Here is a 25,682-nt window from a genome sequence, read left to right as displayed (position 1 = left end):
GGCCGATCAGGGACCGGTCACGGGCCGAGGGCGGCGGCCAGCTGGTGCCGCCCTCGGATACCGAGCTTGCGGTAGATGCGACCCAGGTGAGTGTCGATGGTGCGCTTGCTCAGGCAGAGCCGCTCGGCGACCTCCATGCTGCTCATGCCCTGCCGTACCAGCTCGACGACCCGCTGCTCGGCGGGGGTGAGCAGGATCTGGGCCTGCGCCGGCCGCGCGTCCGGCGCGTGCTCCGGGCTCGCCGGCGGTTCGGCGGCGATCGTCCGGGCCGCGGTGTGCTCGCCCAGCGCGTTGTACGCCTTGGCGGCGTGCGCGCGCCAGGGCAGGCAGGCGGGATTGGTGATGCCGCGGGCGGAGAGCCGGTGCCCGCAGTCGAGGAACAGGCTCAGCGCGGTGACGTGGTCGCCCGCCGCCGCCGCGATCAGTCCCTGGACCTCCAGGATCAGGCTCTTGATCAGGGGATGGGCGTCCGCGGGCATCGTCATCTCACGTACCAGCTCCGCGGCGTCCCGGGTGCGGCCCATCCGGATCAGGGCCCGCGCGCCACAGGCGCGCGCCGCCGTGGTCAGCACCCGCGCGCCGATCCGCTCGGCCCCCTCCCGCGCGTCGAGCGCGTCCCGCAGGCTGTCGTCCGAGTCGCCCCGCCGGTGGCCGATGTCGGCCCGCAGCAGCAGCCCGAGCGCGTGCAGATCCGGCTGGTCCCAGGTGCGGGCGTCCTGCAGGATCCTGCCGCACACGGCCAGCGCCTCCTCCGGACGCCCCGTCCAGCCGAACGCCAGCGCGGCGCCCACCAGCCCGGTCCCCGCGGGCCGATCCCGGCGGGAGCGCTCCCGGCAGGCCCGCGCCGCCAGCCGCCTGGCGGTGCCCGGATGTCGTCCGCTCGCCGCGACCATCGCCGCCAGCGCGCCGGCCAGCTCCTTGGCGGCCGAGTCCGGCATGCCCGACGAGGCCATCCGCACCGACCTGCGCAGCCCGGCGCGGTACCCGGACAGCACTCCCTGCGCGGTCAGCCGGAGCAGCGGCTCCCTCGGCGGGTCCGCCATGCCCGCCAGCTCGTGGGCCACGGTGACGAACGGCCGGACCCCCACCGTGCTGGCGACCAGCGCGGGGCTGGCCAGGTTCAGCAGCGACCTGGCCCGCCTGACGGGGTCGGGCGCGGTGCTGACCAGCGTCTCCGCGTGCCGGACGCAGGCGTCCAGGTCGTGGCGGAGCTCGACCGTGCCGAGCTGCAGGGTCAGCTCGTGAATGGTGGCCGGATCGTCGGAGCAGGCCAGCGCGCGGCGCAGGTAACGGGTCGCGTCGTCGTACTCGCGGGCCGCGACCGCCTCGGTGGCCGCCCTGCGCAGCACCGGAACGCCCCAGTCGGAATCGGTGAGCATCAGGTGCTCGGCGGTCTGGGCGGCCGGCGCGCCCAGCCTGGCCAGCAGCGCGGCCCCGCGTTCGTGCAGGCCGAGCCGGGTCTGGTTGTCGATGCGCGACAGTACGGCCGTGCGGATCAGGGGGTTGTGGAACCGCACGGGCGGCCCCGCCGTGATCAGCCCCGCCTGGGCGAGGGCCCGGCGGGCCTGCCGGATCTGCGGCTCGCCCTGACTCAGCAGGATCGCCGCCACGGTGACGTCGGTGTCCGGGCCCATGACGGCGAGCTGGGTGAGCAGTTCGTAGGCCACCGGGTCGTGGTCGTGCAGCCATTCGAGCACGGTGGCGGACAAGGCCGCCGTGCCGACCTCCAGCACCTGGTCGGGGTCGGGCTCGCCCGGGCTGATCCTGGCCTGCCGCATCCGGCTGGTCAGCTGGCGCAGCACCAGCGGGTTCCCCTGCGAGAGCGTGTGGCAGAGCGCGGCCAGCTCCACATCGGGCGGCGCCCCCAGCGCCTCGGCGACGAAGTCGGCCGTACAGGTGGCACAGAACGGTCTGAGCTGGACGAACCGCGCGTACGGCAGCTTGGCCAGATCCGTGCCCAGCCCGGCCGGGGGGCTGCCGGGCAGCGTGGCGATCATCATCACCGGCAGGTCGTCCAGGCGGCGCGCGATGTAGGAGAACCAGCGCAGCGACGGCGTGTCGGCGAAGGACAGGTCGTCGATCGCGATGACCACCGGCTGCTCCGCGACCAGGTCGCGGGTCATGTGGAACAGGCTGATCAGCAGGTCCTGGGTGGCGGCGCCGTCATCGTCGGCGGCGGCGTGGTCGAACCGCCCGCGGGGCCGCTCGCCGGCGGACATCACCGGGTCGAAGAGCTGGCGGACCATGCCGTAGGCGAAATGGCTCTCGCTCGGGTGACAGCGCGCCCGCAGCACCAGACTGCGCGGGGGAAGCATTTCGGTCATGGCTCCGAGCAGGGAACTCTTGCCCATTCCGTTTCCGCCCAGGATCGCCGCGACGGTAGGGCGGCCGGCCCGTAGTTCGTCGAGAGCCTCTCGGAAGACAGCCAGTTCTCTGTCTCTGTGAAGAAGCGGTGCCATGCCTCATCGTCCCATTCTCCCGATACGGATCTCAACGGGTTCGGTGCCCGTCTTTCTCGGCGATACCGGTTCAGGACCGGGCCACCGGCGCCGATCCCGGGCGTCCAATGCGGTGATACCGAGGCGAATACGTCGGCGCCCTAAGTATCGGCCGCGCGATGCGTACGATTTTTTGCGCATTCACCATCCGGGTCCCTCCGTGTTTAAATCCGCACTGAAGAGGGTTGTCGAGAGCTTGATATAAAAAGGCGGATGCTGATGGAGAGTCCACGACTAAAAGCCCATTTCCATGTCGAGGTCGTGGACGGATCCCGGGTCTTCCTGTTCGCCGAGGGGAAGGACTTCCTGGTGCCGGGGAAGGCCGCCGCGGCGGTGCTCCCCTACCTGGACGGCCGCAGGACGGTGAGCGAGATCGTCCAGGAGCTGGCCGGGAGCGTTCCATTCACCACGGTGCTGACCACGCTGCGCCGCTACGAGGCGGCGGGGCACCTCGCGGAGGGCAGGCCGGACCTGCCGGAGAAGGTGCTGGCCTACTGGGACGCGCTGGGCATCGACCCGGCGGCCGTCACGAAGGGCACGCCGGTCACCGTCGCGGCCGCCGAGGGGGTGGACGCCGCCCCGGTCACGGCCGCCCTGACCGAGCTGGGGCTGAAGGTGCTCACCGGCGCGATCGACGAGGTGCCCGCCGAGGGGGTCTCGGTCGTGCTCGTGGACGACTACCTCGACCCGGCCCTGGAGCGGCGCAACGCCTCGCAGCTGGCGTCCGGGCTCCCCTGGCTGCTGGCCAAGCCGGGCGGCGTCAGCCCGTGGCTCGGCCCCTTCCTCGATCCCGACCACACCGGCTGCTGGTCGTGCCTGGCGCAGCGGCTCAGCGGCAACCGCCAGCTGGAGCGCTACCTGGCGGGGAAGCGGGGCGAGCGGACGCCGTTCCACCCGGTGCGCGCGCAGATCCCGGCCGGACCGCTGGCGCTGGCCGGGATGCTGGCGGCCGAGGTCGCCAGGATCGTGGCGACCGGCGAGCCGGGCGCGCTCTGCGGCCAGATGGTCGCCCTCGACCTGGCGACCATGGAGACCAGCAGGCACATACTGATCCGCCAGCCGCAGTGCCCCTCGTGCGGCACGCCACCCGACGGCGACCCCAAGATCGTGCTCGCCCCGCGGCAGGCCAACCACGTCACCGACGGCGGTTACCGGGTCGACCAGCCGCAGGACACGTTCGCGCGGCTGGAGCGGCACATCAGCCCGCACCTGGGCGCGATCACCAAGCTGGTCTCGATCGGTACCGACCCCAGCGGCCTGACCTACAGCTACGCCGCCGGCCACAACTTCGCCATGGTCAACGACAGCATGGACCTGCTCCGCCGCAACCTGCGCGGGCAGAGCGGCGGCAAGGGGCGCTCGGAGATCCAGGCGAAGGTCAGCGCGGTCTGCGAGGCGATCGAACGGTACTCGGGGGTCTGGCGGGGGGACGAGCCCGTCATCCGGGCCGCCTACGCCGACCTGGATCCGGCGACGGCGGTGCACCCGGACCGGTTGCTGCTCTTCTCCGACGAGCAGCGGGCCGGGCGCAAGGAGTGGAACGCCGACCCGGCGCACCGGCTGCAGCAGGTGCCCGACCCGTTCAAGGAGGACGTGCCGTTCGACTGGTCGCGGGCCTGGTCGCTGACCCACGACGAGGAACGGCTGGTCCCCGCCGCCTACGGCTGGTACGGCCACCCCGACCTCTACCAGCACTTCTTCTGCATCGCCGACTCCAACGGCAGCGCGGCGGGCAACACCCTGGAGGAGGCCATCCTGCAGGGCATCTGCGAGCTGGTCGAGCGCGACTCCGTGGCGCTGTGGTGGTACAACCGGCTGCGCCGCCCCGCCTTCGACCTCGACTCGCTGGACGACCCCTACGTGGGCGAGCTGCGGGACTTCTACGGGGCCATGGACCGGGACCTGTGGATGCTCGACCTCACCACCGACGTGGGCATCCCGGTGTACGCCGCGGTCTCCCGGCGCCGCCACGAGGTGGAGGACGTCATGGTCGGCTTCGGCTGCCACCCCGACCCGCGCATCGCGGCGTTCCGCGCGCTCACCGAGCTCAACCAGTTCCTGCCGACCGTGGACCGGCGTGACGAGCAGGGCAACACGCTCTACCGGGTGGACGACCCGGAGATGCTGGCCTGGTGCAAGGAGGCCAAGGTCGAGCGGGAGCCCTGGCTGCTGCCGGATCCCGGTCTCCCGCCGGTCACCGTCGGCCCGCCCGCCCCCACCGACCTGGCCGTGTGCGTGCGCCGGTGCGTGGACTCGATCGAGGCGGCCGGATCCGAAGTGATCGTCCTCGACCAGACCCGTCCCGACCTGGAGCTGAACGTCGTCAAGGTGATGGCGCCCGGCCTGCGGCACTTCTGGCGCCGCCTGGCACCCGGCCGCCTCTACGACGCGCCGGTACGGCTCGGCTGGCTCGACCGGCCGACCCCCCAGGACGAGATCAACTCCTGGAACGTGTTCTTCTAAGCGAACGGTCCTCCCATGAACCCCATCATCGTCTCCCGGCTGCGCCGGGACGCGTCGTTCTCCGGTGAGCGCATCCAACTGACCACCACGGCTCTCGAACTGAGGAACCTGTCGCCGGGACAGGGCACGGCCCTGAAACTGCTGGCCGAGGGCGACCACGATGACGCCGCCCTGGCGGGCGCGGTCACCACGGCGGACGGCGAGGCGGGGCTGCTCCGCTGGCACGTGCTGTTCCGCGGGCTGAACACCTCCGGGCTGCTCGAACACGCCGCGGCGGTGGACGGCACCGCGGTGGCCAGGCTCTTCTCCGTCGGCCGGGGTCCGACGCTGCTGGCGGCGGCCCCCGCCGGCCCGGTACGGCTGTCGCGCTTCGCCGAGGCGCGGGTGGTGGACGGCACGCTGACCCTGCAGACCCCCGGCCGCCACCTGGCCGTCGAACTGATGCCGCAGGCCGCCGGGCTGCTCGGCGAGCTGGCGACCTGGAGCACCTCCGTACCCGCCCCGGTGCTGCGGCTGCTGGCCACGGCCGGCCTGCTGGCGCCGGGCGGTCCCGATGGGGACGTGGAGGTGGCCGAGCGCCCCTACGCGCAGTGGCACCCCGCCGACCTGGCCTTCCACTCCCGTACCCGCTTCCCCGCCTCGGTCGGCGGATACGGCGGGACCTATCCCATCAGGGACCGCTTCGCACCGGAGCCGGTCTCCCCGCCGCCCGCCGGCACCCGGACCGTCGCGCTGCCGGTGCCCGACCTGGACGAGATCGCGGCCGGGGACCCGTCGCTCACCGAGGTGCTCGAACGGCGCCGCTCGATCCGCGCCCACGACCAGGAGAGACCGATCACCCTCGCCCAGCTCGGCGAGCTGCTCTACCGGAGCCTGCGCAGACGGGGCACCATGACCGGCGGCGACGGCCAGGAACTGGCCGACCGGCCGTACCCGAGCGGCGGTGCCGTACACGAGCTGGAGGTCTACCCGCTGGTGACGGCGTGCGAGGGACTGGCACCCGGGCTGTGGCACTACGCGACCGACCGGCACGAGCTGGAACTCGTCGCCGAGCCGGGCAAGGCCACCGAGGCGCTGGTCGGCCAGGCTCGGGGCGCCGCCATGCTGGAGGCGGATCCACAGGTGGTGCTGCTGGTGGCGGCCCGGTTCGGCCGGGTGATGTGGAAGTACGAGACCGTCGCCTACCCGCTGGTCCTCAAGCACGTGGGCGTGCTCTACCAGACCCTCTACCTGGTGGCCACCGCGATGGACCTGGCCGTGTGCGGCCTGGGCGGCGGGGACGCCGCGGCCTTCGCCACCGCCTCGGGACGCGACCCGCTCCTTGAGGGCACGGTCGGGGAACTCGTACTCGGCTCCCGGCCCCGGACGGAGGAGTAGACCGCGATGAGATTCCGCTACCAGGCGCTGCAACGGATGCGCGAGCCCGACGAGCTGGACTCCCCCACCCTGCTGGCCACCCCCCGGGGCTGGATCGCGGTCTTCGTCGTGATGATCGTGATGGCGGGCGGGCTGGTCTGGGCGTTCGTCGGCGAGTTGCGCATCTCGGTCGCCGCCCCGGGCGTGCTCACCCACCCGGGCGGTACGGCCCGCATCCAGAGTCACTACTCGGGGCTGGCCCGCCGCGTGCTGGTCCGGCCGGGCGACCGGGTGATCGTCGGTCAGTCCGTCGCCGAGCTGCAGGACGCCGACGGCAAGACCCAGGAGGTGGCCAGCCCGTTCACCGGCCAGGTGGTCGGCACCACGGTCAGCGACGGCCAGGTGGTCGCCGTCGGCACCACGGTCGCCACGGTCGAGCGGACCGACCTGCCCGACGACCGCCTGGTCGCCATGGTGTTCGTACCCGCCGACCGGGCGGCCTGGATCGCCCCCGGCCGCCCGGTCGACCTGGAGGTGTCCACCGCGCCCGCCGCGGCCTTCGGGCTGCTGCGCGGCCGGGTCACCTCGGTCAGCCGCTACCCCCTGACCGGTGAGGCGCTGGCCGGGCTGGTGGGCGGCGAGCTGGCCGCCAAGAGATACGCGGCGGTCCAGGCCCCCCTGATGATCATCGTGGACCTGATCCCCGACCAGGACTCGCATTCGGGATACACCTGGTCGACCGCGCAGGGACCGCCCGTGCAGCTCGACTCCCAGGTGACCGTGTCGGCCTCCATCCACCTGGGCGAGCAGACGCCGTTCAACCTGGTGCTCGGGCGCTGAGCGGAGGAGGCACCGATGACGAACACGACATTGAAACCCGCGAAACCCGCGCCCAGGAAGCAGCCGCAGCCCCCGCGTCCCCGCAGGAAGAACCGCCACCAGGTGCCGACCGTGATCCAGATGGAGTCGGTCGAGTGCGGCGCGGCCGCGCTGGCGATGGTCCTGGGCCACTACGGCAAGCACGTGCCGCTTGAGGAACTGCGGGGCCGGTGCGGGGTGTCCAGGGACGGGTCCAAGGCGTCCTCGATGCTCGCCGCGGCCCGCTCCTACGGAATGATCGCCAAAGGATTCCAGGTCGAGGCCGAACTGCTCCGCGACCAGAGCGGGCCGGTGATCATTTTCTGGGCGTTCCAGCACTTCATCGTGGTCGAGGGACTGGTGACCCGGTTCGGCCGCACCATGGTCGCGATCAACGACCCGTCGTCGGGTCCGCGGCTGATGGAGTGGTCGGAGTTCGACTCCGGCTTCACCGGGATCATGCTGACCTTCGAACCCGGCCCCGATTTCAAGCCGGGTGGGGAGCGCGCCAAGCTCAGCAAGGCGCTGCTCCAGTGGCGGCTGCCGTCCGGACGCGCCCTGCCGCTGGTGCTGCTGGCCAGCGCGCTGCTGCTGCTGCCCGGCATCGCCGGGCCCGCCTACTACCGGGTGTTCATCGACCGGGTGCTGAGCGGCAACTCCCCTGACATCCTGCCGCCGCTGCTGATCGTCATGGTCTTCACCGCGGCGGCCATCTTCGTGCTGACCTCGGTGCAGCAGTACTACCTCCTGCGGCTGGAGATCAGGGTCGGGCTGGTCGGCTCCGCCCGCTTCTTCCGTCACCTGCTCCGGCTGCCCATCGAGTTCTTCCTGCAACGCCGGCCGGCCGAGGTCGCCAAGCGGATCTCCACCAACGACACGGTGGCCGAGATCCTCTCCCGCGACCTCGCGCTGACAGTGATCAACATGGTCCTGGTGACGTTCTACGCCGCCCTGCTGGTCCGCTACGACGTGCTGCTCGGCGTCATCGGCGTCGGCATGGCGGCGCTGAACATCCTGGTGCTGCGCTGGGTCGCCCGGGCCCGCAAGGACGCGGTCACCGCACTGCGCACCGACCGCGGCAACCTCACCGGCACCACCTTCGCCACGCTCAGCATGATCGAGACGGTCAAGGCCACCGGCTCGGAGCCCGACGCCTTCACCCGCTGGGCGGGTTTCCTGGCCAAGGTCGTCTCCGCCCAGCAGCGGCTCGGCGTGCCCACCGCGGTGCTGGTCGTCGTCCCGCCCCTGCTGGCCACGGTGAACACCGGCCTGATGCTGCTGATCGGCGGGCTGCGGGTGGTGGAAGGCGTGCTCAGCATCGGCATCCTGATCTCCTTCCAGACCCTGCTGGCCGCGCTGAGCAGGCCGGTCACCCAGCTCACCAACCTCGGCGGCCGCCTGCAGGACCTCAGCGCCGACGCCAAGCGCATCCACGACGTGGAACGGCACCCGATCGCCCGCTGCTTCGAGCGCACCGGCGGCGAGACGGAACTCGGCGCCCGCCTGGAGGGCCGCCTGGAGTTGCGGGAGGTCACCTTCGGGTACGGCCCGCTGAGCGATCCGGTCATCAAGAACCTCTCGCTGAGCATGACACCGGGCAGCCGGGTCGCGATCGTGGGCGGTTCCGGCAGCGGAAAGTCCACCCTGGGCCGCCTGCTGACCGGCCTGTACGAGCCCCGCGCCGGCCAGATCCTGCTCGACGGCCACCCGCTGGACGAGATCCCGCGCACCGTGCTCGCCGGCTCGATGGCCTACGTCGACCAGGACATCGTGCTGTTCGCCGGGACCGTACGCGACAACCTGACCCTGTGGGACGAGGCGGTCCCCGACGAGGTGGTGCTCGACGCGCTCCGCGACGCCGCCGTCTACGACGCCGTGCTGGCCCGTCCCGGCGGGATCAACTCGTTCGTCCGCGAGGACGGCCGCAACTTCAGCGGCGGCCAGCGGCAGCGACTCGAACTGGCCCGCGCCCTGGCCGCCGAGCCGACCCTGCTGATCCTCGACGAGGCCACCAGCGCCCTGGACCCAGAGACGGAGCACGTCATCATGGACAACCTGCGCCGCCGCGGCTGCGCCTGCCTGCTGATGGCCCATCGGCTGTCCACCATCCGCGACGCCGACGAGATCATCGTCCTGGACCGCGGCGAGGTCGCCGAGCGCGGCATCCACGAGGAGCTGCTCGCCGCCGACGGCATCTACACGCGGCTGTTCAACACCGGAGGGGGACTGTGAGCCCCGCCGCTCTCGCCGGGGTCGCCATCCCGCTGGACCTCGGCACCGAGCGGTTCATGATCCTCGACAACCCCGGGCGGATGCTGCTGGTCGAGTCGGGCCTGGTGGACCTGTTCGCGGTCCGGACCGCCGACGGCGAGCTGGACGGCCGCTGGAACTTCCTGGGCCGGGCCGAGGCGGGCACGGTGCTGGCCTGCGGGGTGCGGTCGGGTCCGCGCCACGTGATCGTGGCCCGCCCGGTGCCCGGCGCCGTACTCGCCGACGTCCCGGTCGCGGTTCTGCACGAGCTGCCCGCCGAGGCCGCCGCCTGGCTGGTGAAGGGACTCAGCGGCGGCATCGAACTGCTGTCCCGGGCGCTGCCCGCTCCCCTGCCGCCCCGCCAGTTCGTCCCACTGCCCGTCAACGGGACGGCCGAGCTGGACGCGGGCCGCGCCGTGCGATCGGTCGACGGCGTGCGCTGCGTGCGCGTCGAGGCGGGTGACGTGGAGGTCGGCGACGGCAACGATCTGGTGCTCGGCGCGGGCAGCGACATCTGCCTGACCGAAAGGGACTGGCTGGTCGCCCGCACCAGGACCCGGCTGCGGACCCGCTCGCTGCACTCGGTCTTCGACGAGGGCCTGCTCTGCGAGTTCCTCGCCGCCCATGCCGCCCGCCTGCTGGCCACCGTCGACGAACGCATCGAACGGCGACGCGAGGAGGAGCGCGCCGCCCTGGCCGGCCTGCGTGAACGCGAGAGCACCGTGCTGACGCAGGCCGTACGGAGCTTCGACGCCGTGCTGCGGGACACCGAGGTCCAGGTGAAACTGGCCGACGTGGCCAACGATCCGCCCGCGCTGGCCGCGGCCCGGCTGGTGGCGGCGCACCAGGGGTTCGAGGTCCGGCCGCCGGTGCGGCGCGGCAGCCAGGACCGCCCGGTGGGCGACCTGCAGGCGATAGCGCTGGCCTCCGGCGTCAGGACCCGGCTCGTACGGCTGGACGGCCCGTGGTGGACGCAGGACCTGGGGCCCATGGTGGGCAGCAACTCCGCGGGCCGTCCGGTGGCGCTGCTGACCATGGGCCGCGGCTACGTCATGGTGGACGACGGCGTGCTCACCCCGGTCACCGCGGCCGTCGCCCGCGGTCTGGAGAAGCGGGCGCACGTGCTGTACCGGCCGCTGCCCGCCTCGATCAAGTCCGTCGGCGCGCTGCTGCGCCTGGGGTTCCTGGACAGCGGCAACTACCGTGACCTGCTGCGGTTCGCCGCCATGGGGGTGCTGGTCGCGCTGCTCGGGCTGCTCGTCCCGATCATGACGGGCAAGGTGCTCGGCGTGTTCACGGTCCGGGCCGAACTCGACCTCATCGTGCAGGGCTCCCTGGTGGTGATCGGCTCCGGGTTCGTGGTCGCGGCCCTGTCGGTGGTGCAGAACATCGCGGTGCTGCGGGTCGAGAGCCGCACCACCTCGGCCCTGCAGTCGGGCCTGTGGACCCGGCTGCTCTCGCTGCCCGCCGGGTTCTTCGCCCGCTACTCCACCGGTGAGCTGGGCACCACGGTGCTGGGCATCAGCTCGGCGCAGGAGATGCTCTCCGGGATGCTGACCACGGCCACGCTGGGGCTGCTCACCGGGTCGGCCAATCTGGTCCTGGTCTACTTCTACGACGTGCGCCTGGCCCTGGTCGCCACCGGGCTCATGCTGTTCGGGCTCGGGTTCGCCATCATCGCGGGGCGGATGCAGCTCCGCTGGCAGCGGCAGTCCTACGAGCACGAGCGGACCATGTCGGCCCGGGTCTTCCAGATGCTCACCGCGATGCCGAAGCTGCGGGCCGCCGCCGCCGAGGAACGGGCGTTCGCCGAGTGGACCCGCGAGGCCACCAGGGGCCGTTCGCTGACCGCCTCGGCCCGTCGCATCCAGAACGCGGTGACCACGTTCAACGCCGGATTCCCGCTGGTCTGCACCGGGGTCGTGTTCGCGGTGGTGGCGGGACCGATGGCGGGCCAGATCTCGGTCGCCACCTTCCTGCCGTTCTTCACCGCGCTCAGCCTGCTGCTGGCCTCCAGCCTCCAGTTCACCGCCGCCGCCGTCAGCGCGATGGGCGTCGTGCCGATGATGGAGAACATCAAGCCGATCCTGGAGGCCCGGCCGGAGACCGACGGCACCAAGGCCGACCCCGGCGACCTGTCCGGGCGGCTCGCGCTCAGCCAGGTGTCGTTCCGCTACGGCCAGGACGGTCCGCTGACCCTGGACGGGGTCGCCCTGTCGATCGAACCCGGCGAGTTCGTGGCCCTGGTCGGCCCCTCGGGCAGCGGCAAGTCCACGGTGCTGCGGCTGCTGCTCGGCTTCGAGATCCCACTGTCGGGCACCGTGCTCTACGACGGCCAGGACCTCGCCGAACTCGACGTCTCCGCCGTCCGCCGCCAGTGCGGGGTGGTGCTCCAGAACGGCGCGCTGCAGGCGGGCAGCATCCAGGCCAACATCGTCGGCAGCAGCATCCACACGGTGGACGACGCCTGGGCGGCGGCCGAGATGGCCGGGCTCGCCGACGACATCAGGGCCATGCCGATGGGCATGCACACCGTGCTCTCCGAGGGCACCAGCACGCTGTCGGGCGGCCAGCGGCAGCGCCTCATGATCGCTCGGGCGCTGGTCGCCCGGCCCCGCATCGTCTTCTTCGACGAGGCCACCAGCGCGCTGGACAACCCCTCCCAGAGCCGGGTCGCCGAGAGCACCCGCCGGCTCAACGCCACCCGGGTGGTGATCGCCCACCGGCTCTCCACGGTGGTGGCCGCCGACCGCATCGTGGTCATGGACGAGGGACGGATCGTCCAGCAGGGCACCTACGAGGAACTACTGGCCGTGAAGGACGGCCTGTTCGCCCAGCTGGCCACCCGCCAGCTCTCCTGAGTGCGACTCGGCGAGCCGCCGTGATCTCACCGATGGGTGGCCGGATCCTCCCCCGGCGCGGTCGTCCGCGTCCGGGGGCGTCTCGTCCTCCGGGCGACTCTCAGGTGCCGAGCTGGCGGGTGATCGACGGGTCGGTGATGGCCGTGTCGTCGGCGAGCAGGAACGCCTTGGACAGGATGACCGACAGCATGCCGCCGTTCTCCTCGAAGGGCAGGAAGACGGAGGCGGCGTCGCGGTCGTGGCCGGGGACGATGCACAGGTAGGCGTCGTTGGGTTCCATCAGGATGTTGCCCGAACCCAGGTGGATCCGGTAGGTCCGCCGGTCTCCGCGTACCCGCAGGAACCGGTCGGTCAGCTCCGTCCGGTCGGCGATCCTCAACCGGGGCAGCAGCCGGGCGAGCGCGTCGCGCCGGGTGCCGGCGGTCTCGGTGAGTTCGCCGAACCCGTAGGAGTTCCAGTACTCCTCGTGCCCGGCGACGGCCTGCCGGTCGAGGCCGATCGAGGTGACCCCCACCGCCAGGTCGGCGTCGCGGAGCACCTCCGACAGCACCAGCGGCGGCACCTCGGTCAGCGGGACCCCCTCGTCGCCGCCGGGGCCGCCGGGGCCGTCGGCCCGGTGGAAGCGGATCCGCTCACTGGCGCAGAAGGACGCGGTCCCCCACCCGTCGGCCTCCGCGTCCCCCGTCACGTGCATGCCCCAGCGGGCCCGCCAGCCGGACAGCTCCTTGACGGCCTCACCCTGGTCGCCGCCGCACTCGTAGTCCCAGTGGCCGATCGCCAGGCCGGTCCAGCCCCGCTGGTTCAGCAACGCCTTGGCCTGGCCGTAGCGGAGCGTGTGCCCGGCGAACCGGTTGGAGTACGTGCGGGTCCGTTCCTCGGCCGGGGTCAGCAGGTAGACCTCGCGGAACGCCTGCTTGTACGGCTGGCGGACGCCGTGCTCCAGCAGGTGGTCGCGCCATGCCCGCACCTCCTCGGCCGCCTCGCGGATCGGGTGCCAGAGCTGGAGCGGAGTGTCCGGCTCCGGCTGGATCCGGCGGCCTCGCGGATCGGTGAGTTCCCAGCCGGTGTCGGTTCCTACCGGGAGCCCGGCCGGGCCCTGGAGGACCTGCCAGATGAGATTCCTGGCGTACAGGCCGGTGAGAGGGTGGTCCAGGAAGAGCTCCGTCACCTCCTTCCAGCGCCAGAGCCGTTCCTCGATCAGCGCCCGCTCCAGCCGGAACCGCTCGGCGGGCAGCGCCTGCTTGAGGTCCTTCAGGGTGGTCTTGAGTGCGGCCAGTTCGGGGGCCTGGCGGATCGCCTGCGGCGCCGACTTGACCGTTTTCCCGGCCGCGTTGACGAACTGGAGGACGGGACCGTCCGCGCGGAGCCGCACCAGGCAGTCGCCGATCCTCTCCTCCCGCACCCCGTCCGGGCCGAGCCCGAAGGCCGGCACGGTGCGGTCCAGCAACTGCTCGCGGCCCAGCCCCGCCTCGGCGGCCACCGCGTCCAGGGTGCGTGCCACGTTGCCCAGCACGCTCTTCTTGCGGACCTTGACCTGGACCCTGGCCAGGGCCGCGACCACCTCCAGCCCGCCCCGGCGGGCCAGCGTGTTCACCGCGGCGTTGGCGAGCAGCTCGCTGCGGCAGTTGGCGCCCGACCCGCCGATCCCGGTCCCGCAGGTCAGCGCGACGTCGCCGAGGAGCGAGGCCACCCACGGCTCGTCGATCAGCTCGCACGTCCACACCATGCCGCGGACCGGCACGGCGGTGCGCTCGTGCAGGAAGACGGTCTCCCGCCACTCGTGAACGTCCTCCTCCGGCCTCTCCCGGTGAGCCGCCACCAGGGCGAGGAGCTCGCGGACGAGGCCGGCGGCTTCGGGAGTCAGCAGCGCTTTCGCGGTCCTGAGCCATCTCTCACTCGGCGTGGAGGACCGCGCGGTGTTCCAGTGCAGAAGCAGAGGCAGAACCTCGGGGGCGGCCAGGCGCGAGCCGTACTCCTCGGCCAGCCTGCGCGCGACGACGTCGCAGTCCCAGATGACGTTCCGCACCACACCGGCCGGGCCGTGCTCGGCGGGCTCGGTCAGCAGAACCTCCATCTGGTCGTGCAGGGCGTCCCAGACCGGCCGGTGGTACTTCCGGAACCACCCCAGCGTCCCCTCCAGGATCTGGCGGCGTCCCCGGTAGTCCAGCCGCCGGATCGCGGCGAGCGGGAGCCGGTACAGCTCCGGGTAGTCGGTGTGCCTCCAGGTCATCAAAGCGTTGGCGGCCATCCAGAGAAAACGGACGTCCTCGAAGGTCCACGGGGTGTCGCCGTCGGCGGCCGACCGGGTCACGCGCAGCACGCGCTCGTCGTAGTGGTCGACCCCGTGGTGCCCGTTACCGAGCCGCAACTGCGCCCAGCGACCGAACATCCTCGGGTCGCCCTCCGCGCCGGGCGGTTCCAGCCCCGCCTCGAAGGCCGCGTCGAAGCGGGCGAGGGCGTCGCGGGCCGGCGCGTCCAGGTGGCGCAGGACATAGTCGTGAGAGCTGGGGAAGTCGTCGATGACGCCCACTCCTCAGCCTCCGACCAGCGGGACGAGCTTGATGAAGGACACCACCGGATCGACGGTCAGGTCGATCAGCTCGGACAGGTCGTCGATCTGACGCTCCCCGACGAGCAGCAGGAACCCGTTGCGGCCGAACGCCCGCTCGGCGGCGTCCGCCTGGCGTTCCCAGTCGATCCGCCGCTTCGCGCCCATCCGGTAGCCGTTCAGCTCCACCTCGGCGTCCTCGGGACGGACCAGGCCGTTGAACCGGGCGGCGGGGGCCGCGTTGTACCGGGCGACCTCCTCCCGGACCCGGAGCCGGACCAGTTCCCGCGCCGAGATGCTCTCCGGCAGGTCGGGGAGGGTGAACTCCTCTATCGGCTTTCCCGCCGCGGTCTCATCCCTGAAGGTGACCGTCGCCATCTGGCAGCTCCACAAGTCATCGGAATCACTGTGATCGCAATCAGTAGCATTTCGATCCGACAGAAACCGATGTCGCCGAATCACCGAGCCTCCCCGGAGAATCCCGGCGGGCCGCCCGGTCGGCCGCGTCCAGCCTGAGCACCTCGTGGATGTCGCGCGTGTCATTCGCCGCGCAAAGCGGCAGAGATCTAAAATTCAGCGCGGATAACGGGTGACCGAAAAACCGGAGCTCGGCGTGCCGATGGGACAGGGGAAAGGCCACGGGTGGTGGTCGGATTTCGCGACCTCGACGCGTACGGTTGTCATACGGACGCCCGCCGACAAGGAGCGAGAGAAATTCCGGTGAATGACGAGCCACCGCCCGAGTTGCTGAACAGCGATCCGAAGGGCTACGCCTGGCAGGTCTGGCACGACCGCACTCCGAAACTGGTAGCGAAGATCAAGGACGTGAATTCGTACGGTCCGAAAGAATGCGACGCGCTGGACGCCCTGCTCGCCGAGATCTTCTCCGGGGTGATGGAGCCACTCGGCACGCACGCCCATGATCGGGAGGCGTGGGCGGGCTGGGGAGCGGACCACTTCGGAAAACCCTGGCTGGACGCCCCGTTCCTCTGGTCGGAGTCGTACTTCTACCGGCGGGTGCTTGACGCGGTCGCGTTCTTCGAGCCGGGGCGGTGGCGGGGAGTGGACCCGTTCGCCCCTCTCAAGCGGGCCGAACTGTCGCCCCCCGACGACCTTGAGCCGTCGGCGGCCGGCGCGTCCGGCCAGGCGAAGCTGCTGGCCGCGCTCTGGGGCAACCACGCCGACCTGAGTTTCAGGATGGGCACCCTCGTCGAGTCGTCGAGTACCGAGCTGGTCTGCGACGACAGCGCGAAGGTGTGGGACGCGCTCTCCCCCGGGGCCGAGGTCGTGGTGGTGGCCGACAACGCCGGGCGCGAACTGCTCGCGGACCTGATCCTCATCGACCATCTCCTGGAGCACGGGCACGCCTCCTCGGTCGCCCTCCATCTGAAGCCGTACCCCTACTACGTCTCCGACGCGACCACCGCCGACCTCGCCGACACGCTGGACCACCTGGCCGAAACCGACGGCACGTCCTGCCGCCGACTCCGGAAGGCGATCGCGGACGGGAGGCTCTCACCGTACGTCCACGACTTCTACTGCGCGCCCTGGTCCTTCCGTCGTCTCCCCACCGACCTCACGGTCCTGTTCGAGCGGGCGTCGCTGACCGTCATGAAGGGCGATCTCAACTACCGGCGGCTGGTGGGCGACCGGGCCTGGCCGGCCACCACCCCGTTCGCCGACACGGTCGCGTACTTCCCCGGCCCGGTCGCCGCGCTCCGCACCCTCAAGTCCGACGTGGCCGTCGGCATCCCCCCGGCGACCCTGAAAACCCTCGACGCGGACACCCCGGACTGGCGGGTCAGCGGCGGCTACGGGCTCCTCCAGGCCGACCTCCGGGAAAGGGCGCCCGGGAGCGGTTCCTGAGGTGGTTCCGGGCCGCTGGGGTACCGCAGGAGCGGGCATTCGCCACCAAGCCCGTGCCCGGGGCGGCCATTACCGGCGACAGGCCGTTCACGAGACATGATCAGGGTCTACGGCCGGAGCACTGGACGACGCCCGCGCGGGCGGCGGCGGCAGCGGCGTCGGCCGCGCGTACCGCGTCGCGTTCGGTGACCGGCTCGTGGGTGACGAACAGCCGGTAGTAGACCGGGGCGACGGCCATCCTGATCACGTCGGCGCCGTCCGTGTCCGCCGGCACCTCGCCCCGCTCGACGGCTCGCCGCACCACTTCGGCCGCCTGCTCGTGGCGGGCCATGAAGAAGTCGTGCAGAGATCGCGCGGCGTCGCCGTTCTGTACGGCCGCCGTCACGAACGCGGCGGAGATCGGCCCGGCGACGGGATCGGCGAACCCGCCCTGCACCAGCCGGACGATCTCCCTCAGATCATCCTGGAAGGAGCCGGTGTCGGGTATCGGCCACGGCTCCTCACGCGCGAGCTCCAGCGCGTCCGCGATCAGCCCCTCCACGCTCCCCCAGCGGCGATACACGGTCGTCTTGTGGACGCCTGAGCGGATCGCCACGTTCTCCACCGTCAGTCCGCTGTAGCCGTGTTCGGCCAGTTCGGTGAGGGTCGCCTGCCGTACGGCGTCGCGCACGCGAGCGCTGCGACCACCGGGACGCTGCTCCAAAGTCTACTCCAGTTGCGTTAAGCCTCGTGTTCCATTAGCTTAATGCTACAAAAGTTGCGATTGGAGCTCTTTTCTGACCACACAGCTCTCCCTCGGGGGAGTCTCGAAGTCGTACGGCGAGCTGCTCACCGCGTTCGAGGCCAGGGGCGGATACGAGGCCGGCGCCCGCGTGGACAGGGCGATGCACGGGCTGGGCCTGGTCGAGGAACCCGAAGAGGCGTTCGACGGCTACGGCGGCGCGCTCGTGGTGGTCACGCACGACCGGGCGCCGCGGCGCCGTTTCACTGGCACGGAGATCTCACTTTCCGGGGGCTACATATGTTGATCAATGGTTCTCCTTACGGCGTCGTCACCGGTTCCGACGGCGCGCTGTGGTTCACGCTCGTCCACCAGGGACAGATCGGGCGGGTCGTGCCGGGCGAGGACCCCACGATCTTCCAGCTCGATCCTGCCGACGGCCGACCCACGGTGATCACCGTGGGACACGACGGATCGCTGTGGTACACGGAGTTCGTCGGTGACCGGATCGGGCGGATCACCCTGGACGGCACGATCACCGCCTTCGAGGTGAAGTCGTCGTACGGCATCGTCGCCGGTCCCGACGGGGCCATGTGGTTCACCCAGCTCCAGGGTGACCGGATCGGACGCATCACCGCGGCGGGCGAGGTCACCCTCCACCCGCTGCCCACCGAAGGCGCGATGCCGTCGGCGATCGCGGCAGGGCCTGACGGCGCGCTCTGGTTCACCCTCAACCAGGGCAACGCGATCGGCCGCATCACCGTCGACGGCGAGGCGACGCAGTACGCGCTGCCCACGCCGGGCGCCGCTCCGGTGGGCATCTGCGCCGGGCCGGATGAGGCGCTGTGGTTCGTGGAGATCGGCGCGGGCCAGGTGGGCCGGATCGACACCTCCGGTGCGATCAGCGAGTTCCCGCTGCCTGACCGCGCCGCCAGGCCGCACGCCATCGTGACCGGCCCGGACGGCGCCCTCTGGTTCACCGAGTGGGGCATCGGCAGGCTGGGCCGCATCACCACCGAGGGCGAGATCGAGGAGTATCCGCTGGAGGGCGCCGAACCCCACGGGCTCACGGTCGGACCCGACGGCGCGATCTGGGTCGCGATGGAGTCCGGGGCCCTGGTGCGAAGCTAGGCGGTCGACCTGGCCGCTGATGGGCGGCGTGTGCTACGTCGAAGGGAGTCCGGGGCGCAGCGCTGCCAGGTGGCGCCGGCCGAGGGTGCTGGCCGTGGCGCCGACGCCGGCCGCGGAGAGCGCGATCAGGAAGGCGGCGAGCGGGCCGTAGCGGTCGGCGAGGGTGCCCGACAGCAGCGCGCCGACGGCGTAGCCGACGACGACGGAGGAGGTGAGCAGGGTCATGACCCACGAGATCCTCTCCACCGGGACCGTCATCTCCCCCTGGGTGTAGGCGGTGACGAGAATCGGTGCGATGGTGACACCGGGCAGCACGATCAGCAGGCCCAGTGGCCAGAGGCCGCCGATCTGCAGCCCGCCGACGATCGCGAGGGGCAGGGTGAGAACGGCCAGCAGGACGAAGCCGGTCTGGAGCCGGCGGGCCGGTGTGAAGGACGCGGGCAGCATCGGGACGAGCACGCCGGCGAGGGCACTGCTCAGCCCGAGTACCGCGTAGATCAGCCCAGCCGCCCCGTCGGCGCCGGCGTCGACCGCGCGCCAGGTGACGCCGGCCTGCACCGAGCCGAAGTAGCAGCCGAGGCCGGTCAGCCCGGTGGCGAGGAGGAACACGGGGCCGCGCAGCACCGGGGCCGCGGTGCCCCCGTCCCGGCGCTCGTCCCTGGTGACCGCGGCGGCCGTGGGGTGCAGGGCGAACGCCACGCACATCGTAGCGGTGAGCCCGGCCGCCACGAGCACCGCCGTAGGGGGCGAGGTCGCCGTCGCGATGACACCGACCAGTGCGGGCCCGAGGACGAACGCGAACTCGTCGCCCGTTCCCTCGAAGCTCATCGCCGCGGGGAAGCGATTCATGGGCAGCCGTCCCCGGTGGGCCAGCGCGGTCCAGCGGGCCCGGGACAGCGGGCCGACCTGCGGCACCGAGAAGCCCGCGACCACCGACGACACCAGCGCCGCCCACGTGGGCATGCCCCGCACCACGCACACCACCAGCAGGACGAGGGCCGCCGTGTGCAGCAGCGCCGCCGCCAGCCCGGCCGGCCGGTGCCCGTACCGGTCCGCGGCCCGCCCGACGAGCGGCCCGCCGGCCGCCTGCCCCGCGGCGAAGGCGGAGGCCGTGACGCCGCCGAGCGCGAGGGAGCCCGTGGCCCCGCTGACCAGCAGCAGCGAGCCCAACTGCCCCATGGTCGCGGGGATACGACCGATCAGCGTGACCGCCAGGAACCAGGATCCGGTGGTGGCGGGCAGGGCGGTGTAGGCGCGCAGCGCGTTCCAGCGGCTCACGGTGAGGTGTCCCGGCCGCCGTCCGGGGCCGTGGTGCGCGGGTCCACCCCGTACTCCAGCAGCGCCGCACGCGGAATCACCTCCAGTGCCCGGATGTTGGTCGCCGCGAGGTTCACCGGGCAGGCGCAGCCGGCCAGATACGCCTCGTACCACTTCGACGCGATGACACACCAGTGGTCACCCGGCTTCAGCCCGGGGAAGGCGAGGTCGGGCCGGGGAGTCGCGATGTCGTTGTCGACCGTGGTCTGGAAAGCGATGAAGCGTTCGTCGACGATCGCGCAGACGGTGTGCCCCTTGGGGTTGTCGGGACCGGTGTAGCAGTAGCCGTCGCGGCGGTACCCGGTGATCGGGTCGAAGCCGCAGGATTCGAGGGGCTCGCCGAAGAAGTTCAGCGCCGGCTCGGTCATCGTCCGCTCCTCGCGGTAGGAAGGCCCGCGTCCTGGGTGTGACGCGGGGGTGGGGGGCAGCGGAAGACGCGCTCCTCGAACTCGGCCGCGACGCGGGCCAGCCGCGCGTCCGTACCGGGTCGTCCGACGAGGAGCATGCCGACCGGCAGTCCGTCCACGAATCCGCACGGGACGCTGAGCGCCGGGTGCCCGGTGAGGTTGAACACGCAGTTGTTGTCGTGCATCTCGAAGGGGAGGTCGGTGCCGATCACCGCCTCGCGCGGGTCGGCCGGGAGCGGGTGGGGCGGCATCGGGACGCTCGGCAGGACGAGCAGGTCCACCTCGCGCAGCGCGCGATCGACCTGTTCGCGCAGCCGCACCCGCAGTTGCTGCGCGTACGCCATGACCTTGCCGTGGGTGGCGTCCCGCAGCAGCGTGGCGCCGACGAGCGCCAGCACTCCTCCGACCGGTATGTCCTCGGGGCGGCGGGCGACCGCCTCGCCGAAGGTCTCCCCGAAGTTCGGGTGGTAGGGCCCGAAGTGGTTGTTGCCCTGGAGACGGGACTCGAAGACGGTGGTGAGCCCGCCCTCGATCGAGATGGGCAGATGGATGTCCCTGCCGTACCGGTGCAGCGGCACCGACACCTCCGACACGGTCAGCCCCAGCCGTTCCAGCGCCCGCGCGGACTCGCGGACCTGGTCGTCGAGACGCGGGTCGGAGCGGCCGGGCCAGCCGAATCCCTCGGCGAGGATTCCGGCGCGCAGCCCGGTGATCTCGCGGGCGTACCGGCCGGCGTACGACTCGTGCGCCCCGCCCGGGTGCGGCGCCGCGGTCGCCTCCAGGAAGGCGACCAGGTCGGCGGCGTTCCGGGTGAGCACGCCGATGTGGTCCAGCGTGCGCTCGGTCGGCATCGCGCCGTCGTACTCGACGATCCCGTACGTCGGTTTGAGGCCGAAGACGCCGCACCAGGCGGCGGGGTTGCGGACCGAGCCGCCGTGGTCGGTGCCGATGCCGTAGTCGGCCTGCCCGGTCGCCACCAGGACCGCGGCGCCGCTGGAGGAGCCGCCGGCCGAGCGGCGCGGATCCCAGGGGTTGCCGACGGGGCCGTGCGTGCTGGTGAAGCTCGACCCGGAGTAGCACAGGTCCTCACAGACCGACGTGCCGACGATGATCCCTCCGGCGTCCCGCACCCGGCCGACGACCGCCGAGTCGGACCCTGGGACGAAGCCGGCCATCAGGCGGCTGCCCAGGGTCATCGGCACTCCGCGTACCGCGATCGACTCCTTGACGGTCACCGTCCGCCCGGCGAGCGGCCCGTTTCCCGTCCGCCCGGGGTCGTCGATCCGGTAGAGCCAGGCGCCGTACGGATCCTCCGGGCCGCGCGGGACCCGGGTGACCGCGATGGGCGGCGGCTCGGGGGGACGTCCCTCGGCGGCCAGTTCCCGCACGCGACCGTAGGTGTCGCGCATCCGGTCGATCGCGGGGCCGAGCCGGTCCACCAGGCCGGGGTCGAGGCCCCATCGGCCGGCGACGGCGGCGAGATCGGCGGGGGTGAAGGCGGGAATGCTCATATCGCTCACGCGTGGCGCCCCGGTTCGCCCGCCGCGCCGACCCGTTCGGGAGCGGTCTCCTCCAGCGCCCGGCTCGCCGCGGCGAACGGCTCCACCGGAACAGGGGTGATCCCGGCGCCGACCCGCCCGCGTCCCGGCTCCCGGTGCGCGAGCCCGTTGTTGATGACGGGCTCGATGCCGGTGGCGCGCACCCTGTGCACGTCGATGCCGAGCGGCGTTCCCCGGAAGTCCTCGGCGGGGATGAGGAAACGCCCGCTGGTCCCGGCGCACACGTCCCGCATGCTCCGGGTGATCTCCTGAGCCCTGGCCGTGTCGCCGCCGACGAAGGACATGATCGCCGGCGCCGCGGTCATCGCGAAGGCGCCGAAGCCCGCGGTCTCGGAGATCATCGAGTCGCCCATGGTCGGGGTGACGTCGTCGAGGGTCGCCCCCTCCAGCAGGACCGGGTCGCCGATCGGGGCGGGCACGGTGAACCAGCGGTCGCCGAGCCCGCTGACGCGGATGCCGAACTCCCGTCCGTTGCTCGCCATGGCCGTCACGATCGGGCTGCCGGGAATCCCGCCGGCGGCCAGCGTGACCGCCTTGGCGGCGGAGATCGCGAAGGGCAGCGCGAAGTGCCCGTTGCCGGCGATGAACGAGACCACCTTCGCGATGTCCTCGCGGCCGAAGGGGGCGTGCAGCAGTCCCGGGGTGAGCGTCACCAGCAGGGCCGCGCTGGTCGCGACCAGCCGGTTGTGGCAGTCGTCGCCGCGCCGCAGCCCTTCGGCCACCAGGGCGAGCAGGTCGAGGGGGTCGGAGCGCCGGAGGGCCGCGTCGAGGGCCGGGGCGAGCACGTCGCCGAGCCACCGCAGCCGTGCCAGGGTCACCTCGTCGTACGACCCGTAGCGCATGGCCCCGCCGACGCCCTCGTTCAGGGGGGAGAACGTTCTGATGCCACCCGTGGTCTCGGCCACCACGACGGGGGTGTTCGGCGTGATGATCCCGGCCATCGCCCCGACGGCGTTCGCGTCGTGGCAGGGGCTGATGCTCACCTCGCCGCAATCGATGATCGCCTCGGCCTCGGCGGCCGACCCGGCCTCCCGTTCCAGCAGCAGGCCCGCGATGATCGCGCCCCGCATGGGCCCGGGTATGTCGGCGAGTTCGATCGGCGGCCCGGCGTGCAGGAATCGCCTCGGCCCGACCTGGTCGGTGGCGTCGCGTGCCTTGCAGACGTGACGTAGCCGGACGTCGGTGCCGTTCAGGGCGTCGAGGGTCGCCCGCGTGGGATCGGACATGGTGCTGCTCCTGGTCGGTGGGAATGCGAAAAAGAGATCACGGCATCGCGGAGCGACGTGTGGGGTGAGGGCGCGACGAGGATCCGCGCTACGCGGCGAGGCCCAGGTGGCGCCGCGGAAGTCGTGGGGGCTTCAGGCCGACGGAGCCTGGTGCTGCCGCTCGGCCAGGAGCGTCCGTACGATCTCGCGGTTCAGCCGGGCGTGCCTGCGCGCATGCTCGGCGGCGAGATCGGCCGAGCCCGAGGCGATCGCCTCGAACCACGCGGAATGCTCCTCGAACAGGTCGTGCGGGTCGCCGGTCTGCCGCAGCAGCCAGTGCAGGCGCCCCTGCAAGGGCTCCAGCACGGTCTGGAGCAGGCTGTTGTGCGACAGTTTCAGGATCTCGTCGTGAAACGCCTCGTTGGCCTTGCCGAGCGCGACCCGGTCCCCGGCGTCGAGCGCCTTGCGGCCACGGGCGAGTATGCCCCTTACCCGCCGCAGCTCGGCCTTGGTGGCCTGGGTCGCGGCCTGCTGGCTGGCCAGGACCTCCAGTGCCTCGCGCACGTCGAACAACTCCTCGACGTCCTGCGCCGAAAGCTCCACGACGACCGCGCCGCGGCGGGGAATCGTCCTGACGAACCCTTCGCTTTCCAGCGCCCGGATCGCCTCGCGCACCGGCAGCCGGGAGACCCCGAGCTGGGCCGCGATCTCGGTCTCGACGAGCCGCGTGCCGGCCGGGTACACGTCGTCGATGATGCGCTGGCGCAGCTCGTCGCGGACGCGGTCCCTGAGCGGCTTGTAGTCGGCGTCGATGTCGAACGAGCCCGACGCGTCCGCCTGCCTGCTCACAGGGCCGTCCCCCCGGTCTTCCGTCTCGGTCCCGGACCACCGCCGACCGGTGCCGGCCGCTCGGTGCCCTGGAAAGGATAGCGTCGCCGGAAGTCGTCGGCCGCCGCGTCGAAGGTGGTGAACTCGACCCCGGGCAGGTCGAGCCAGCTCTCGAAGAGCCGTTCCAGCATCAGCAACACCTGGGGCCGCCCGGACACGTCGGGGTGCAGCGTCACGGGGAACACCCCGTAGTCGAACTCGCGGTAGACCCAGTCGAACTGGTCGCGCCACAGCTGTTCGACATCGCGGGGGCTGACGAAGCCGTGGCTGTTGGGGGACTTCTTGACGAACATCATCGGCGGCAGGTCGTCGACGTACCAGTTGCCGCAGAACTCCACGAGGTCCACCTCGGTGCCGTGCTGGAGGGGCTTCATCCAGTCCGCTGCCCGGCGGCTGTAGTCGATCTTCGTCCATTCGTCGCCCACCCGGGCGTAGAAGGGGTGGAAGTCGTTGTAGTTCTGCGAGTGACCGTAGGAGAAGCCGTACTCCTTGAGGAGAGCCGGGGTGTCGCGGCTCATCTCCCACCAGGGGGCGACGTAACCGCGCGGCGGGCGTCCCCACAGGCGCCGGATCAGCTCGACGCAGCGGCCGAGCACGTCCCGTTCCTGCTCCGGGGACATGTCGATGGGGTTCTCGTGGGAGTAGCCGTGCGCCCCGATCTCGTGTCCCGCGTCGGCGACGGCCGCCATCTCGACGGGGAAGGTCTCGATGGAGTGGCCCGGGATGAACCAGGTCGTCCGCAGGTCGTACCGCTCGAAGAGCTGGAGCAGACGCGGGGTGCCGACCTCGCCGGCGAACACCCCGCGCTGGATGTCGTTCGGCGAGTCCTCGCCGCCGTAGGAGCCGAGCCAGCCGGCGACGGCGTCGACGTCGACCCCGATAAGGATCTTGATTTCCTTGGCCATGGCGTTCCTCATCTCTGCCTGGAGGCTGCGGGCGGGCCGGCGAGCAGCCGGCCGTACCCGGTGATCGGTGTCGTGTCCCCGGCCAGTCCGAGGGTCTGCCACAGCGTCGCCGCGACACTGTCGACCACCAGGACGCCGGTCCGGTTCTCCCAGCCCGCGGCGAGGTGGGCGGCGCGCAGGTTGGTGCACACCACCGCGACGGCGTCACAGTCCGCGGCGGCGAGTTCGTCGAAGGCTCCGTCCAGTTCCGCGCTCGTGGTCAGCGCGAAGTCGTAGTTGGTGGTGCGGCCGAAGTGGCGGGCCGCGTGCACGGGGAAGCCGTGGTCCGCGTAGTGCGCGGCGATGGCGTCGCCGACGTCCCGGGTGTACGGCGTGAGCAGGCCCACGCGCCGGACCTCGAAGGTCCGCAGCGCCTCCAGGACGGCCAGCGTCGAGGTCGTCGCGGGAGTGTCCGTGACCTGCTCCATGGCCCGGCACAGGTGTTCGTCCCGGTCGGGGCCGAGCCACGAGCCCGAGGTGCCGTTCCAGGCGACGACGTCGACGCGGGCGTCGCCGAGGAGGCGTGAGGCGTCGGTGAAGGAGTCCTGGCCGAACTGGCCGGTGTCGGCGGGATCGAGGCTGATGCTCGTCACCCGGAGCCGGGTGAAGTGGACCGAGACGTCCTGCCGAGAGGTCAGCAGTTCGCCGGTCACGGGCTCCACAACGGTGTTGGAAGACGGGGTGATCATGCCTATCCGCCGGGCGGTCGGCTGCACTATGTCTCCGCTCAGAGGATCGAATTGGGGATACGGTATACAGGATCCTAAGAAACGGTTCGCAGGAAAACAAGTCGTTGACAGTGATATGGGT

At 71.7% G+C, this 25,682-nt stretch carries 19 protein-coding genes; 8 read left to right on the top strand and 11 right to left on the bottom strand.

Going from position 1 to position 25,682, the window contains the following annotated elements; genetic code table 11:
- Positions 1–17: 17 nt before the first annotated feature.
- Positions 18–2,459, bottom strand: coding sequence for an AAA family ATPase (locus tag AB0J58_RS13205; RefSeq protein WP_364214343.1), 2,442 nt, complete (start codon positions 2,457–2,459; stop codon positions 18–20).
- A gap of 252 nt (positions 2,460–2,711) precedes the next feature.
- On the opposite strand from AB0J58_RS13205, the gene AB0J58_RS13200 reads away from it, so the two are divergent.
- From AB0J58_RS13200 to AB0J58_RS13180, 5 genes are read left to right on the top strand one after another with little or no spacing between them, the layout of a single operon-like run.
- Positions 2,712–4,961 (top strand): TOMM precursor leader peptide-binding protein, encoded by a 2,250-nt coding sequence (locus tag AB0J58_RS13200; protein WP_364214340.1) that lies wholly within the window; start codon positions 2,712–2,714, stop codon positions 4,959–4,961.
- A 15-nt stretch (positions 4,962–4,976) separates the two neighbouring features.
- Positions 4,977–6,338, top strand: coding sequence for a SagB family peptide dehydrogenase (locus tag AB0J58_RS13195; protein ID WP_364214337.1), 1,362 nt, complete (start codon positions 4,977–4,979; stop codon positions 6,336–6,338).
- A 6-nt stretch (positions 6,339–6,344) separates the two neighbouring features.
- Positions 6,345–7,157: an HlyD family efflux transporter periplasmic adaptor subunit gene (locus AB0J58_RS13190; RefSeq protein ID WP_343962782.1), complete on the top strand. Its 813-nt coding sequence runs from the start codon at positions 6,345–6,347 to the stop codon at positions 7,155–7,157.
- A 15-nt stretch (positions 7,158–7,172) separates the two neighbouring features.
- Entirely contained in the window at positions 7,173–9,407 is a 2,235-nt protein-coding gene (locus AB0J58_RS13185; RefSeq protein ID WP_343962784.1) for an NHLP family bacteriocin export ABC transporter peptidase/permease/ATPase subunit, read from the top strand.
- A complete protein-coding gene (locus AB0J58_RS13180) occupies positions 9,404–12,286 on the top strand; it encodes an NHLP bacteriocin export ABC transporter permease/ATPase subunit (RefSeq protein WP_364214334.1) in 2,883 nt (960 codons plus the stop codon). Before AB0J58_RS13185 ends, AB0J58_RS13180 begins: the two co-directional genes overlap by 4 nt.
- Positions 12,287–12,386: 100 nt before the next feature.
- Here AB0J58_RS13180 and AB0J58_RS13175 read toward each other — a convergent pair whose 3' ends face one another.
- Positions 12,387–14,816, bottom strand: a complete 2,430-nt coding sequence (locus AB0J58_RS13175) for a DUF4132 domain-containing protein (protein WP_364214331.1) — start codon at positions 14,814–14,816, stop codon at positions 12,387–12,389.
- 3 nt (positions 14,817–14,819) lie between these two features.
- The gene (locus tag AB0J58_RS13170) at positions 14,820–15,212 is read right to left on the bottom strand and encodes a hypothetical protein (RefSeq protein WP_364214328.1); all 393 of its coding nucleotides are present in this window, start codon (positions 15,210–15,212) and stop codon (positions 14,820–14,822) included.
- 342 nt (positions 15,213–15,554) lie between these two features.
- Between AB0J58_RS13170 and AB0J58_RS13165 the strand changes: the two genes are divergently transcribed.
- A complete protein-coding gene (locus tag AB0J58_RS13165; RefSeq protein WP_364214325.1) occupies positions 15,555–16,700 on the top strand; it encodes a damage-control phosphatase ARMT1 family protein in 1,146 nt (381 codons plus the stop codon).
- Positions 16,701–16,800: 100 nt separating this feature from the next.
- Here AB0J58_RS13165 and AB0J58_RS13160 read toward each other — a convergent pair whose 3' ends face one another.
- Positions 16,801–17,403 (bottom strand): TetR/AcrR family transcriptional regulator, encoded by a 603-nt coding sequence (locus AB0J58_RS13160; RefSeq protein ID WP_364214322.1) that lies wholly within the window; start codon positions 17,401–17,403, stop codon positions 16,801–16,803.
- Between the two features lie 169 nt (positions 17,404–17,572).
- Between AB0J58_RS13160 and AB0J58_RS13155 the strand changes: the two genes are divergently transcribed.
- Positions 17,573–17,728: a hypothetical protein gene (locus AB0J58_RS13155; RefSeq protein ID WP_364214447.1), complete on the top strand. Its 156-nt coding sequence runs from the start codon at positions 17,573–17,575 to the stop codon at positions 17,726–17,728.
- Positions 17,722–18,552: a virginiamycin B lyase gene (locus AB0J58_RS13150; protein ID WP_364214319.1), complete on the top strand. Its 831-nt coding sequence runs from the start codon at positions 17,722–17,724 to the stop codon at positions 18,550–18,552. The genes AB0J58_RS13155 and AB0J58_RS13150 overlap by 7 nt, the downstream gene beginning before the upstream one ends.
- Before the next feature lie 33 nt (positions 18,553–18,585).
- Here the strand turns inward: AB0J58_RS13150 and AB0J58_RS13145 are convergent, their stop codons facing one another.
- The 7 genes from AB0J58_RS13145 to AB0J58_RS13115 form a co-directional block, all read right to left on the bottom strand.
- Positions 18,586–19,830, bottom strand: a complete 1,245-nt coding sequence (locus AB0J58_RS13145; RefSeq protein ID WP_364214317.1) for an MFS transporter — start codon at positions 19,828–19,830, stop codon at positions 18,586–18,588.
- Positions 19,827–20,237, bottom strand: a complete 411-nt coding sequence (locus tag AB0J58_RS13140; protein ID WP_364214314.1) for a DUF2237 domain-containing protein — start codon at positions 20,235–20,237, stop codon at positions 19,827–19,829. Before AB0J58_RS13140 ends, AB0J58_RS13145 begins: the two co-directional genes overlap by 4 nt.
- Positions 20,234–21,787 carry an amidase family protein gene (locus AB0J58_RS13135; RefSeq protein ID WP_364214444.1) on the bottom strand — a complete coding sequence of 518 codons (1,554 nt, stop codon included), beginning with the start codon at positions 21,785–21,787 and terminating at the stop codon, positions 20,234–20,236. The genes AB0J58_RS13140 and AB0J58_RS13135 overlap by 4 nt, the downstream gene beginning before the upstream one ends.
- Before the next feature lie 5 nt (positions 21,788–21,792).
- The gene (locus AB0J58_RS13130) at positions 21,793–23,061 is read right to left on the bottom strand and encodes a DUF1116 domain-containing protein (protein WP_364214311.1); all 1,269 of its coding nucleotides are present in this window, start codon (positions 23,059–23,061) and stop codon (positions 21,793–21,795) included.
- Positions 23,062–23,193: 132 nt separating this feature from the next.
- Positions 23,194–23,889, bottom strand: coding sequence for a GntR family transcriptional regulator (locus tag AB0J58_RS13125; protein ID WP_343962803.1), 696 nt, complete (start codon positions 23,887–23,889; stop codon positions 23,194–23,196).
- Positions 23,886–24,833, bottom strand: a complete 948-nt coding sequence (locus tag AB0J58_RS13120) for a polysaccharide deacetylase (protein ID WP_364214308.1) — start codon at positions 24,831–24,833, stop codon at positions 23,886–23,888. The genes AB0J58_RS13125 and AB0J58_RS13120 overlap by 4 nt, the downstream gene beginning before the upstream one ends.
- A gap of 8 nt (positions 24,834–24,841) precedes the next feature.
- Complete coding sequence (locus AB0J58_RS13115; RefSeq protein ID WP_364214305.1) at positions 24,842–25,561, bottom strand: aspartate/glutamate racemase family protein; 720 nt, start codon at positions 25,559–25,561, stop codon at positions 24,842–24,844.
- Positions 25,562–25,682 lie beyond the last annotated feature (121 nt).

The sequence above is a fragment of the Streptosporangium sp. NPDC049644 genome (genome assembly GCF_040675205.1).
Classification (GTDB): domain Bacteria; phylum Actinomycetota; class Actinomycetes; order Streptosporangiales; family Streptosporangiaceae; genus Streptosporangium; species Streptosporangium fukuiense.
This window is presented reverse-complemented; position numbering and strand designations above follow the sequence as displayed.